The following is a 12,558-nucleotide window of genomic DNA, read 5'->3' on the forward strand; positions in this document are numbered from 1 at the left end:
GCCCGCGAAGGGCGCAACGCCATTCACCCGTACTCCACCCTCGGCGATCGAACAAACTATCCTTCAGGTAGGTCAACCCTCAGGCGCGTCATCGCCGGATCATTACCGCCGAATGACACACCCGAGGACGATCCCGGAGGGATGCTGATCGTGCACATCGCCGACATCACCATGTTCTACGCCCCGGCCAGCGGCGGCGTGCGGACCTATCTTGATGCCAAACACCGCCGCCTCGACGCCATGCCCGGTGTTCGCCACAGCCTGTTGATTCCCGGTGCCAATGCCAGCCAGGTCGACGGTGTCTACCACGTGCCTGCCCCGCCCCTGCCCTTCGGCAACGGCTACCGCTTCCCGGTGCGCCTGGCGCCCTGGTGCAAGGAACTGCGCCGCCTGCAGCCCGACCTGATCGAGGTCGGCGACCCCTACCTCACCGCCTGGGCGGCCCTTGAAGCGCGGCGCAAGCTCGATGTCCCGGTAATAGGCTTCTATCACTCCGACCTGCCCTTGCTGGTGAGCAATCGCATGGGCAACTGGTTCACCCCCAATGTCGAGGCCTATGTCAGCAAGCTATACGGGCATTTCGACCGGGTCCTGGCACCCAGCCAGGTGATGGCCGACAAGCTGCGCCGGCTGGGCGTGGAGAACGTGCACGTGCAGCGCCTGGGCGTGGACCTGGCGCTGTTCAACCCAGAAAGGTACGACCCCGGCCTGCGCGCCGAGCTGGGCATCGCCGATACCAGCCGCCTGCTGGTGTTCGCCGGCCGCGGCTCACGGGAAAAGAACCTGCCGGTGCTGCTCGATTGCATGCACGCACTCGGCCAGCCCTACCACCTGCTGCTGGTGGGCTCGAACATGCCGGCCAGCGTGCCGGACAACGTCAGCGTGATCGACCACTTCCGCCCGCCCCAGGAGGTCGCCCGGCTGCTGGCCAGTGCCGACCTGCTGGTGCACGCCGGCGACCAGGAAACCTTCGGCCTGGTGATCCTCGAAGCCATGGCCAGCGCCACGCCCGTGGTGGCCGTGCGCGCCGGCGCATTCAGCGAAATCGTCGACGAACGCTGCGGCCGCCTGTGTCCGCCCAACAATGGCCAGGCCATGGCCGAAGCCGTGCGCGAGGTCTTCGACAACGGTGTGCGCGAGCTCGGCCGCCACGCCCGTCACCACGTGGAGCGCCACTACAGCTGGGACAGCGTCGTCAACGGTCTGCTCCAGCATTACCAGGCAGTGCTCGGCCACCCGCTGCCGGTGCGCGCCCATGGCTGAGGGCCGAGCCGACACGCGCAGCCTGATGCTGGTGCTGCACGATATCTCGCCCGAAACCTGGCCGGACTACCAGCCCTTCGTCCAGGCCATCGACGAACTCGGTGGCGTGCCGATGACTTGGCTGGTGGTACCGGACTTCCACCATCGCAACCCGCTGACCCGTTCACCCACCTTCTGCCGCCTGCTCGAGCGGCGCCTGGCCCAGGGCGACGAGCTGGCCCTGCATGGCTACTACCACGCCGACGATGGCCCGCCACCGCGCGGACCGGGCGAATATTTCATGCGCCGGATCTATACCCACGAGGGCGAGTTCCATGGGCTGGACCAGGCAGACGCCCTGCTGCGCCTGCAAGCCGGGCTGGCAGTGTTCAAACGACAGGGCTGGCCGGTGGCAGGCTTCGTCGCCCCCGCCTGGCTGATGAGCGAAGGCACCCGCCAGGCTTTGCGACAGTTGCCACTGCGCTATACCAGCTCTCCACGTCACTTGTACCGGCTGCCGGACTTCACCGCCTTCGATGCCCCAGGACTGGTGTGGAGCGCCCGCAGCGCCTGGCGCCGCGGCCTGTCGAGGGTGGTCAGCGACTGGCAATGCCGCCGCTGGCGCGAAGCCGACACCCTGCGCCTGGGCCTGCACCCGGTCGACATGCGCCACGCCAGCGCACGCAATTACTGGCTCGACACCCTGCACCAGTTGCTGGCCCAAGGCCGTGAGCCACTGACCAAGTCGGCCTGGCTGGCGCGCCAGGCCGCCCCATGAAGCGCCTGGGCTGGCTGGCCCTGGCACTGCTGCTGGCGGGGCTGGTACCCGCCCTGTTCGGCGGCAGCGACCTGCTCCCGCGCCTGCGCGCCTTCGAACCCGGGTTGCTGCTGCTGTTGCTGGCCATGATCCTGCTGTGCTGGATTCTCAATGCCGCCCGTCTGCGCCTGCTGCTGGGTGACCAGGGCGCACGGGTGGGACGGATGCACAGCCTGGGCGTGGTGATGGCTACCGAGTTTGCCATCTGCACCACGCCCGGCGGCAGCGGTGGCCCGTTGACCCTGATGACACTGCTGGCCCGCGAGCGCATCGCGCCATCGCGCAGTGGCGCGGTGTTCGCCATGGACCAGTTGAATGACCTGCTGTTCTTCTTCTGCGCGATGCTGGCGATTGCCGCCTACGCCCTGTTCCACCACCTTGGCCACAGCCAGGCGCAGATGCTGCTGGGCAGCGCCCTGCTGCTGTGTGCCACACTTGCGGGGATCTTCCTGCTGCTTCGCTATCGACGCCGGGTGATGCGTGGCAACGGCCGGTTGTTGCATCGCCTGGGCATGGCGCCAGCACGCCGACGACGCTGGGCACGCAAGCTGCTGCGCTTTGTCCATGCCCTGGCCGATACCTGGCGCATGCCCCGGCGTACGCTGGCGCTGGTGTTCATCCTCACCTGCGCGCACTGGTGCCTGCGCTACAGCGTGCTATATCTGGCATTGCGGGGGTTGGGGGTGGACCTGGGGTGGATTGCCAGTTTCCTGGTGCAGATGCTCTCGCTCAGTGCCGGGCAGTTCAGCCTGTTGCCGGGCGGTGCCGGCGCGGCGGAGCTGACCTCGGCGACCTTGCTGTCACCACTGGTGGGCAGTTCGACGGCGGCAGCGGCGATCCTGATCTGGCGCGCGGTTACCTATTACTTCTATCTGCTGGCGGGTGGGCCGGTGCTCCTGTACCTGCTGGCACATCCGCGACTGGAGCGTCGTCGCCAGACGGGTTAAGGCGCCCCCAAAGCTCGGCGGCACCGGGAAACTCGGTGCCGTCCTCATCGCTCAACGCCTCGGGGTCGAAGCGAGCCAGGCAGCCTTCGCCCAAGGTGGGTGGCGCCGAGGCGCCGGCCTTGTCACGCGGGTCTGCCATGCCAGGGCCCTCGACTCAGTTGAACACCACGGTCTTGTTGCCGTGCACCAGCACGCGGTCTTCCAGGTGGTAGCGCAGGCCACGGGCCAGGACCATCTTCTCCACGTCACGGCCGAAGCGCACCATGTCCTCGATGCTGTCGGCGTGGCTGACACGCACCACGTCCTGCTCGATGATCGGGCCGGCGTCCAGCTCCTCGGTCACGTAGTGGCAGGTCGCGCCGATCAGCTTCACGCCGCGCAGCGCCGCCTGGTGGTACGGCTTGGCCCCCACGAACGACGGCAGGAAGCTGTGGTGGATATTGATGACTTTTTCAGCGTATGCCTGGCACAGCTGCGGCGGCAGGATCTGCATGTAGCGCGCCAGCACCACGGCGTCGGCGCCGTACTCGGCGACCAGGCGCGAGACCTCGGCGAATGCCGGCTGCTTGTCCTTCGGATCGACCGGCACATGGTGGAACGGAATGCCATGCCACTCGACCATGCTGCGCAGGTCATTGTGGTTGGAGATCACGCAGGGAATCTCGCAGTCCAGCTCGTCGGTGTGCCAGCGGTGCAGCAGGTCGGCCAGGCAGTGCGACTCACGGCTGGCCATCAGCACCACGCGCTTCTTCTGCGCCGAGTCGGTGATCCGCCAGGTCATGGAGAACTCTTCGGCGATCGGGGCGAACGCCTCGCGGAAAGCCTCGATACCGAACGGCAGGGACTCGGCGCGGATCTCATGGCGCATGAAGAACCAACCGCTCTGCTCATCGGAGTGGTGGCTGGCTTCGTTGATCCAGCCATTGTAGAGGGCCAGGAAATTACTGACTTTTGCCACGATACCGACGCGGTCGGGGCAGGCAATCACCAGTCGATAGGTGCGCATGAGGGAGACTCCAGAACTTCGCAAAGGCGCATATTCTAGCGACCTGCCGGGAAAAACGCAGTAAGCATCTGCACCCCCGCGCCACCTGGCTCAAGGACCCAGTCGTACAGCCCTATTCCCTTCTTCCCAAGGGGAAATAGCCAGCGCCCCAGACAAATTGTAAATTTTTCTTAACCTAATGACTGCGCAGTCAGTGCCTACTATTAAATGCGTGACCAATATTAATTTGTTTACTTGAGAGTTTCGCCTGTCTATTATTGCCCCCACTGTCTCTCTCTGAACATGCATTAAGGAACACATCATGTCCCTGATCAACGAATACCGCGCCACCGAAGAAGCCATCAAGGAACTTCAAGCCCGCCTGGCCAACCTGTCGCAAGACGGCAAGCTGCAAAAAGAACTGGAGTTCGAAAAGAAACTGCGCGAGCTGATGGCCGAAAACGGCAAGTCGCTGCGTGACGTGATCGCCCTGCTCGATCCGGAAAGCAAGCTGAGCAAAGCCCCGCGCGGCGCAGTCAAGACCACCGGCACCAAGCGTGCACGCAAGGTCAAGCAATACAAGAACCCGCACAACGGCGAGGTTATTGAAACCAAAGGTGGCAACCACAAGACCCTGAAAGAGTGGAAAGCCAAGTGGGGCGGCGACGTCGTTGAAAGCTGGGCCACCCTGCTGGACTGATTCGCTTATCAGGCGTATTGGTTTCAACATGAAAAACGCCGGCACTTGCCGGCGTTTTTTGTTTATCTGCACATTTCAAAGCTGGTACTGCACTTTCAGTTGCCGGACATGGGCTTGCCAGGCCTCCAGCACCTGCCGTCCCGCTTCGCTGGCATCGGCCCAACTGCTCTGGCATGCCTGCTCGAAGTCCGCCACGGTATTAGGCGCACCGTAAGTAGGATCTGTAAGACGCTGCTGACAGAACGCATGCCAACGTGCGCGGTCTTGTTCATCAAGGGTGTCGGAAAAGTTTCGCGCGCGATAGCGGAACAGCAGTTCAGGCAGCCGCGGATCATCGAACATCCATTGTCCATGCGCCAATTGCGCCGGATCCACACGCCGTACTTGTTCGCTCAGGCGCTTGTCGCGGTCGCCAAGAAAACCGTCATACAACTGTTGCTCCGGGTCTTCGCTGGGGGCAAAGCCTTCTTCCTGATAAATGATGTCCAGCTTGTCTCCCCACATGGCCTGCTGATTGGCCAACTGCTCTGCCCGTGCCTGCAATGCCGACAACTCGAGCCCCAGGCGTTGTTGATCGGCCGGGCGCAGTACCGACAGTGGCGCCAATACCGGGCAGCGGTTGATATGCACCAACTTCAGCGGTACCGGTAGTTCGCCCTGGGCCATGTCTTCGTGCCGCGTATACAGACGCTGGCGCAATGCCTCTGCACTTTCATGGAGCAGCGGCGAAGCATCTTGTTGCAAGTCACAGACAATCAGCGCGTTGCGGTTGCGCGGATGCCAGGCCAAAGGCAGTACCACGCCGATATAATTGCGCTGGGCCGAGAAACGCCCGGATACATGAACCAGCGGTTGCAACAGCCGAACCTGTTCCATGACCTTGTGCTTGCTGCGCAACTGGAACAACCAGTCATACAACCGCGGCTGTTTCTCGCGGATCAAGCGGGCCAGGGCAATGGTCGCCCGCACGTCGGAAAGCGCCTCGTGGGCATGGCCGTGGTCGATGCCATTGGCCTTGCTCAGCAGTTCCAGGCGCAGGCTGGTACGCCCGTCCTGCTGTGGCCAGACGATCCCCTCGGGGCGCAGCGCATAAGCGGTGCGGACCACGTCAATAAGGTCCCAGCGGCTGTTGCCACCCTGCCATTCCCGGGCGTAGGGGTCGAAGAAGTTGCGGTAGAGGCTGTAGCGGGTAACCTCATCGTCGAAACGCAAGGTGTTGTAGCCTGCAGCGCAGGTGCCGGGGCGAGCCAGTTGATCGTGCACCCGGGTCATGAACTCGGCTTCGCACAAGCCTTGGTCGGCCAGTTGCCGAGGGGTGATGCCAGTCACCAGGCAGGCCGCCGGATGCGGCAAGATATCGTCAGAGGGGCGGCAGTAGAGGCTGATCGGCGCCTCGATCTCGTTGAGGTCGAGGTCGGTGCGCACGCCGGCCACCTGCAGCGGGCGGTCGCTACGCGGATTGATGCCGGTGGTTTCGTAGTCGTGCCAGAAAATGCTGGAGCTCACGGGGTCTTCCTGTATCAAGGTCGACCAGAGTCTAGCGGCATGTACGAGGGCGGGGCCAGCCTCAGGCGGAGGCGTTCATGGGCCTGAAGCTGAAGAAGTCGCGCAGGGAGCGAACGAATTCATCGTATTCCTGCGGTGCCTGCAGCAGCATGAAGCCGGCATCGAAATGCCCCGGCGTCTCATCCTCGCGGCACCACAGGCAACTGGCGGTCAGGTTGATGAACTGCAGTCCGCCACCGGCGAGGGGCACCCGTAGCTGCAGCTCGAAATCCGGCCCCACCAGCACCGGCAACTGGCTGATCAGCATCAGGCCGTCTTCCGAGGCATTGCCCAGATAGCCGATCTGCTGGTCGGTGCAGCGGTTGAACACCTTGAGCACGCAAGGCAGCTGATGACGTTGTATGTGTCGCTCGATAAACATGATCGCAGTGAAATCCTGTACCTGGGGCCAGGAAGACAAGGTACTGGCGATGAACGTTACGACTCTCTAACAGATTAGCCCAGTCCGACGGACGGACTACATGAAATCATCGACACATTGGGATTAACGCCAAGGTGTAGTGTTCACGGGACTCGCCACCGTCGCCTCGCTGCCGCGCAGGTGCCCGAGCTTTTCCAGCGTCTGCAGGCGGGCCTGGGCGCGGTAGGCGTACTCGTTGCGCGGGTACTGCTGGATCAGGTACTGGTAGGTCTGCGCCGCGTCGACGAAGAGCTTCTGACGCTCCAGGCACTGGCCACGCAGCAGCGACACCTCCGGGTGGATGAACGGTCGGGCGCGGCTGGTGCGGTCGACCTGCGACAGCTCCAGCATGACTTTCGCGCAATCGCCACGGTCGTAGGCGCGATAGGCATTGTTCAAGTGGTGGTCCATGGACCAGCGGGTGCAGCCGACGACACTGGCCGCCATGGTCAAAACGATCAGGGTGCGCATGGAAATTCTCCTTTGATGGGCAGTGTATCGGCCTTTCACGACAAATCTTCACCGCCATTTGCAAGCATACCCGTACCGTTCAAACGCAACCCTGCTTCGTGTGCGGGTAGTGCAACGGAACAATGACTACAGCGCAATTGAGGAGTAGCCTTTCGCTGCGCTTCACTATAGGAGTCTGTGCATGACCATCCGCCGTACCAAAATCGTCGCCACCCTTGGCCCCGCCAGCAATTCGCCGGAAGTGATCGAACAGCTGATCCTCGCCGGCCTGGACGTGGCACGCCTGAACTTCTCCCACGGCACCCCGGACGAGCACAAGGCCCGCGCCCGCCTGATCCGTGACATCGCCGCCAAGAACGGCCGCCATGTCGCGCTGCTGGGCGACTTGCAGGGTCCGAAGATCCGCATCGCCAAGTTCGCCAACAAGCGCATCGAACTGAAAGTCGGTGACAAGTTCACCTTCTCCACCGCCCACCCGCTGACCGAAGGCAACCAGGACATCGTCGGCATCGACTACCCCGACCTGGTCAAGGACTGCGGCGTCGGTGACGAACTGCTGCTCGACGACGGCCGCGTGGTCATGCGCGTCGAAACCGCCACCGCAGATGCCCTGCACTGCGTGGTGATCATCGGTGGCCCGCTGTCCGACCACAAGGGCATCAACCGCAAGGGTGGCGGCCTGACCGCGCCGGCCCTGACCGAGAAAGACAAGGCCGACATCAAGCTGGCCGCGGAAATGGACCTGGACTACCTGGCCGTGTCGTTCCCGCGTGACGCCAGCGACATGGAATACGCGCGCAAGCTGCGTGACGAAGCCGGCGGCAGCGCTTGGCTGGTGGCCAAGATCGAACGCGCCGAAGCCGTGGCCGACGATGAAACCCTCGACCAGCTGATCCTCGCTTCCGACGCCGTCATGGTCGCCCGTGGCGACCTGGGCGTGGAAATCGGCGACGCCGAGCTGATCGCCATCCAGAAGAAGATCATCCAGCACGCCCGCCGCAACAACAAGGCAGTGATCGTGGCGACCCAGATGATGGAGTCGATGATCCAGAACCCGATGCCGACCCGCGCCGAAGTGTCCGACGTGGCCAACGCCGTGCTCGACAACACCGACGCGGTGATGCTGTCGGCCGAAAGCGCCGCCGGCAGCTACCCGATCGAAGCCGTGCAGGCCATGGCCCGTATCTGCTCGGGCGCCGAGAAGCACCCGACCAGCCAGAAGTCCAGCCACCGCCTGCACACCACCTTCGAGCGCTGCGACGAGTCCATCGCCCTGGCGGCGATGTACACCGCCAACCACTTCCCCGGCGTCAAGGCGATCATTGCACTCACCGAAAGTGGCTACACCCCGCTGATCATGTCGCGCCTGCGTTCGCACGTGCCGATCTTCGCCCTGTCGCCGCACCGCGCCACCCAGGCCCGTGCCAACATGTTCCGCGGCGTCTACCCGATTGCCTTCGACCCGGCCTCGCTGCCGGCCGACAAGGTGAGCCAGGCGGCGGTCGACGAGCTGCTCAAGCGCGGCCTGGTCGAACAAGGTGACTGGGTGATCCTGACCAAGGGCGACAGCTACCACACCATCGGTGGCACCAATGGCATGAAGATCCTGCACGTGGGTGATCCGCTGGTTGGTTGATCCCTCGGCAGTCCCTATCGCGGGGCAAGCCCGCTCCCACGCCGATCCCCTCGGCACTTGTGGGAGCGGGCTTGCCCCGCGATGCTTTTCAGTCCTCAAACATGCTCGGTAAATACGTCCGCAAATATCTGACTACGTGGCACCCCAGCAATGAACAGCCGTCGGGCAAAGCGCTCCACGCTCCCAGGCGACCCGCACACCAGCGCCATGGTCTGACGCGACATCAGTTTCAACCCAGCCAGCGCTTCATCCAGCTGCGCCGCCAACACCCATTCGACCGTCACTCCGTCCAGCGCCTGTAACGACTGCGCCAGATAGTGCCCCTCAGCGGTGTGTGCCACGTGCAGCACCCGAATTTCCCCCTGGTGCCCCTGTCGCAACGCCTCGCGCAGGATGCCCCACAACGGTGCCAGCCCGGTGCCCGCCGCCAGCAGCCAGAGCGGCCGCGCCTGCCAGTCCGGGTCATAGTGCAACGCACCGCCGCGCAGTTCACCGAGCCTCAGCACATCCCCCAGGCGAAGCTGCCTTGCCTGGTCGCAGAACGCACCGGGACGGCGACAGTCCAGGTGAAACTCGAGGAAGTCGTCCTCGCCCGGCAGGCTCGCCAGCGAATAGGGCCGCGCAACGCTGCCGCTCCACAACACCAGGTGTTGCCCGGCCTGGTAGCGCAATGGCCGCTCCGGTTGCAGCCTCAGGCGCAGCACATCGGCGAACCAGTCCAGGCCGATCACCGTGGCCGGCAGGCCATCATTTCGGGGGTCGAACAGCGCCACCCGCAAGTCACTGGCGACCGCGCACTGGCAGGCCAGGCGCCAGCCCTGCTCGCGCTTGTCCGCCGCCAATGCCTCGGGTTTCGCGTCGGTGGGGACACCCTCCAGGCAGCGCACCAGGCAGGCGTGGCAGCTACCGGCGCGGCAGCTGTAGGGCACGGTGCAACCGGCGTCGTTGAGCGCATCGAGCAGGTTGCTGCCGGCCGGCACCGCCCAGCGGCGCTCGCCCACGCAAACTTCTGGCATGTCAGTTCATCTCCAAGTACAAGCGATTGGGGCCGCTCTGCGGCCCTTCGCGGGTAAACCCGCTCCCACAGGGGAAATGCATGGCCCTGTGGGAGCGGGTTTACCCGCGAAGGGCCGCAAGGCAGCCCCGGTCAACATTACGCTGATCTCATTGAACTGCATTGCAACGCTCACGTCATCAGCAAAAAGGATGCCCTTTCCCTGCCGACCTTGGTCCAGACCACGTGCAGGTGTTTCCGAAGGCGCGGCACGGTATACTGCCGCGCCTTTTTGTGCCGGCCCGACCAGCCGGCGCCTTGCCAGGCGTTCCTGACATACAGGTGTGCATTGTCGGAATGCCTTTTCGAATGTTCCCGTCTTTAAGAGGAGCGCGCTGCATGACCGTGATCAAGCAAGACGACCTGATTCAGAGCGTCGCCGACGCCCTGCAATTCATCTCGTACTACCACCCCGTCGACTTCATCCAGGCGATGCACGAAGCCTACCTGCGTGAAGAGTCGCCAGCCGCGCGTGACTCGATCGCCCAGATCCTGATCAACTCGCGCATGTGCGCCACCGGCCACCGCCCGATCTGCCAGGACACCGGTATCGTCACCGTGTTCATCCGCGTCGGCATGGACGTACGCTGGGACGGCGCCACCCTGAGCGTCGACGACATGATCAACGAAGGTGTGCGCCGCGCCTACAACCTGCCCGAGAACGTCCTGCGCGCCTCGATCCTGGCCGACCCGGCCGGTGCCCGCAAGAACACCAAGGACAACACCCCGGCCGTGATCCACTACTCGATCGTCCCTGGCGACAAGGTCGAGGTCGATGTCGCAGCCAAGGGCGGCGGCTCGGAGAACAAGTCGAAGATGGCCATGCTCAACCCGTCCGACTCGATCGTCGACTGGGTGCTGAAGACCGTCCCGACCATGGGCGCCGGCTGGTGCCCGCCTGGCATGCTCGGCATCGGCATCGGCGGCACCGCCGAAAAGGCCGCGGTCATGGCCAAGGAAGTGTTGATGGAATCCATCGACATCCATGAGCTGAAGGCCCGTGGCCCGCAGAACCGCCTCGAGGAAATCCGCCTGGAGCTGTTCGACAAGGTCAACCAGCTGGGCATCGGCGCCCAGGGCCTGGGCGGCCTGACCACCGTGCTCGACGTCAAGATCATGGACTATCCGACCCACGCCGCGTCGCTGCCGGTGTGCATGATCCCCAACTGCGCCGCCACCCGTCACGCCCACTTCGTGCTCGACGGTTCCGGCCCGGCCGAGCTGGAAGCGCCGTCGCTGGACGCCTACCCGGAAATCGTCTGGGAAGCCGGCCCGAGCGCCCGTCGCGTCAACCTCGACGACATCACCCCGGAAGAAGTCGCCAGCTGGAAGCCGGGCGAGACCATCCTGCTCAACGGCAAGATGCTCACCGGCCGCGACGCCGCGCACAAGCGCATGGTCGAGATGCTCAACCGCGGCGAAGAGCTGCCGGTCGACCTCAAGGGCCGCTTCATCTACTACGTCGGCCCGGTCGATCCGGTCGGTGACGAAGTGGTAGGCCCGGCCGGTCCGACCACCGCCACCCGCATGGACAAGTTCACCCGCCAGATCCTCGAACAGACCGGCCTGCTGGGCATGATCGGCAAGTCCGAGCGTGGCCCGACCGCCATCGAGGCGATCAAGGACAACAAGGCCGTGTACCTGATGGCCGTCGGCGGCGCCGCCTACCTGGTGGCCCAGGCCATCCGCAAGTCGAAGGTCCTGGCCTTCGCCGAACTGGGCATGGAAGCGATCTACGAGTTCGACGTGAAGGACATGCCGGTCACCGTCGCGGTGGACAGCAAGGGCGAGTCGGTGCACATCACCGGTCCTGCGCTGTGGCAGGGCAAGATCGCCGAGAGCCTGGCAGTGGAAGTGAAGTAAGCCTCCCGCTGTAGCTGCGACGGCCCCATCGCGGGGCAAGTCGCATCGGCGCACCGCCGCTCCCACGCTGAATTGTGGGAGCGGCGGTGCGCCGATGCGACTTGACCCGCGATGGGGCCGTCGTCGTTTCATAGCCCTCGAGTGCTAGGCCGGCAGCGCCTTGAGCCAGAACGACATGATCTTCGCCGACTGCGCCTGCTCGTCGAGGTCCCGCCAACGGTAGGCGGTACGCAGCGACGGCTCATGCAGAAAGCCGCGGTTGCGCCAGAAGCCCTGCAATGGCTTGTAGTCCGCCGGACGCCGTGGGTGTCCGGAGGGGCGCTCCACCGCACAGAACGCGCAGCAGTCGAACTCGGCCAGCTTGTGCGCATAGGACTCGCGCTCGATGAAAAAGCGTACGCCGAGCCCCCGTCCACGGTAAGCCGGCAGCAACACCGACTCGCCGAAGTAGTAGACCGAGGCCGGGTCACGCCCCTGGGCGAGAAACGGTTGCTGCAACTCGGGATCGACATCCACCAGCGGCAAGCCGGTGGCGGCGCCCACCACCTGGTCGCCGTCCAGCGCCAGCACCACCAGGCTGCGGCCGGACTCGGCGTAGCTGGACAGGTAATCGGCCTGGTGGCTCAGGGAGCTGTCCAGGAGATAGGGAAACTCGCGAAACAGCGTCAGACGCAGGCGCGCGAGATCATCGATGTAAGGCGCGATGGCGGCGCCATGGAGCAAGCGGATTTCCATGCGGGGCGGTCGTCCTGTCGATGGCTATGACTGAGGTCCACCCTAGCACCCACCCTGCCCTGCGGCCTTTCCCCTGCGCGACAGGTATTTCTCCATGACCGCTACAAGTGCTCGATCCCTGTAGGAGCGGCCTTGTGCCGCT

At 64.3% G+C, this 12,558-nt stretch carries 12 protein-coding genes; 6 read left to right on the top strand and 6 right to left on the bottom strand.

Annotation, left to right across the window (positions count from 1 at the left end; translation table 11 throughout):
- The first annotated feature begins 141 nt into the window (after window positions 1-141).
- The 3 genes from NMG10_RS09485 to NMG10_RS09495 are packed head-to-tail and all read left to right on the top strand — an operon-like array spanning window position 142 to window position 3,006.
- Entirely contained in the window at window positions 142-1,263 is a 1,122-nt protein-coding gene (locus tag NMG10_RS09485; RefSeq protein ID WP_254464234.1) for a glycosyltransferase family 1 protein, read from the top strand.
- On the top strand, window positions 1,256-2,020 hold the full coding sequence (locus NMG10_RS09490; protein ID WP_234560694.1) for a DUF2334 domain-containing protein: 765 nt from the start codon (window positions 1,256-1,258) through the stop codon (window positions 2,018-2,020). The genes NMG10_RS09485 and NMG10_RS09490 overlap by 8 nt, the downstream gene beginning before the upstream one ends.
- The gene (locus tag NMG10_RS09495) at window positions 2,017-3,006 is read left to right on the top strand and encodes a lysylphosphatidylglycerol synthase transmembrane domain-containing protein (protein ID WP_254464235.1); all 990 of its coding nucleotides are present in this window, start codon (window positions 2,017-2,019) and stop codon (window positions 3,004-3,006) included. The genes NMG10_RS09490 and NMG10_RS09495 overlap by 4 nt, the downstream gene beginning before the upstream one ends.
- Window positions 3,007-3,160: 154 nt before the next feature.
- On the opposite strand, the gene purU is transcribed toward NMG10_RS09495, so the two are convergent.
- A complete protein-coding gene (gene purU / locus NMG10_RS09505; RefSeq protein ID WP_186713139.1) occupies window positions 3,161-4,012 on the bottom strand; it encodes a formyltetrahydrofolate deformylase in 852 nt (283 codons plus the stop codon).
- A gap of 301 nt (window positions 4,013-4,313) precedes the next feature.
- Between purU and mvaT the strand changes: the two genes are divergently transcribed.
- Window positions 4,314-4,691 carry a histone-like nucleoid-structuring protein MvaT gene (mvaT, locus tag NMG10_RS09510; RefSeq protein ID WP_028690229.1) on the top strand — a complete coding sequence of 126 codons (378 nt, stop codon included), beginning with the start codon at window positions 4,314-4,316 and terminating at the stop codon, window positions 4,689-4,691.
- A 75-nt stretch (window positions 4,692-4,766) separates the two neighbouring features.
- On the opposite strand, the gene sbcB is transcribed toward mvaT, so the two are convergent.
- The 3 genes from sbcB to NMG10_RS09525 form a co-directional block, all read right to left on the bottom strand.
- Window positions 4,767-6,197: an exodeoxyribonuclease I gene (gene sbcB / locus NMG10_RS09515; protein WP_203647865.1), complete on the bottom strand. Its 1,431-nt coding sequence runs from the start codon at window positions 6,195-6,197 to the stop codon at window positions 4,767-4,769.
- Between the two features lie 61 nt (window positions 6,198-6,258).
- Window positions 6,259-6,618, bottom strand: coding sequence for a PilZ domain-containing protein (locus NMG10_RS09520; RefSeq protein ID WP_023631126.1), 360 nt, complete (start codon window positions 6,616-6,618; stop codon window positions 6,259-6,261).
- Window positions 6,619-6,741: 123 nt separating this feature from the next.
- Complete coding sequence (locus NMG10_RS09525) at window positions 6,742-7,128, bottom strand: tol-pal system YbgF family protein (protein WP_050703897.1); 387 nt, start codon at window positions 7,126-7,128, stop codon at window positions 6,742-6,744.
- A gap of 181 nt (window positions 7,129-7,309) precedes the next feature.
- On the opposite strand from NMG10_RS09525, the gene pyk reads away from it, so the two are divergent.
- Window positions 7,310-8,764 (top strand): pyruvate kinase, encoded by a 1,455-nt coding sequence (pyk, locus tag NMG10_RS09530; protein WP_023631128.1) that lies wholly within the window; start codon window positions 7,310-7,312, stop codon window positions 8,762-8,764.
- Between the two features lie 95 nt (window positions 8,765-8,859).
- On the opposite strand, the gene NMG10_RS09535 is transcribed toward pyk, so the two are convergent.
- Window positions 8,860-9,780: an iron-sulfur-binding ferredoxin reductase gene (locus NMG10_RS09535; protein WP_254464236.1), complete on the bottom strand. Its 921-nt coding sequence runs from the start codon at window positions 9,778-9,780 to the stop codon at window positions 8,860-8,862.
- Window positions 9,781-10,157: 377 nt separating this feature from the next.
- On the opposite strand from NMG10_RS09535, the gene NMG10_RS09540 reads away from it, so the two are divergent.
- Window positions 10,158-11,681, top strand: coding sequence for a fumarate hydratase (locus tag NMG10_RS09540; protein ID WP_186713142.1), 1,524 nt, complete (start codon window positions 10,158-10,160; stop codon window positions 11,679-11,681).
- Between the two features lie 144 nt (window positions 11,682-11,825).
- On the opposite strand, the gene NMG10_RS09545 is transcribed toward NMG10_RS09540, so the two are convergent.
- On the bottom strand, window positions 11,826-12,416 hold the full coding sequence (locus tag NMG10_RS09545) for a GNAT family acetyltransferase (RefSeq protein WP_254464237.1): 591 nt from the start codon (window positions 12,414-12,416) through the stop codon (window positions 11,826-11,828).
- Between the last annotated feature and the right edge of the window lie 142 nt (window positions 12,417-12,558).

Source organism: Pseudomonas sp. DVZ6, assembly GCF_024259445.1.
Lineage (GTDB): Bacteria > Pseudomonadota > Gammaproteobacteria > Pseudomonadales > Pseudomonadaceae > Aquipseudomonas > Aquipseudomonas peradeniyensis.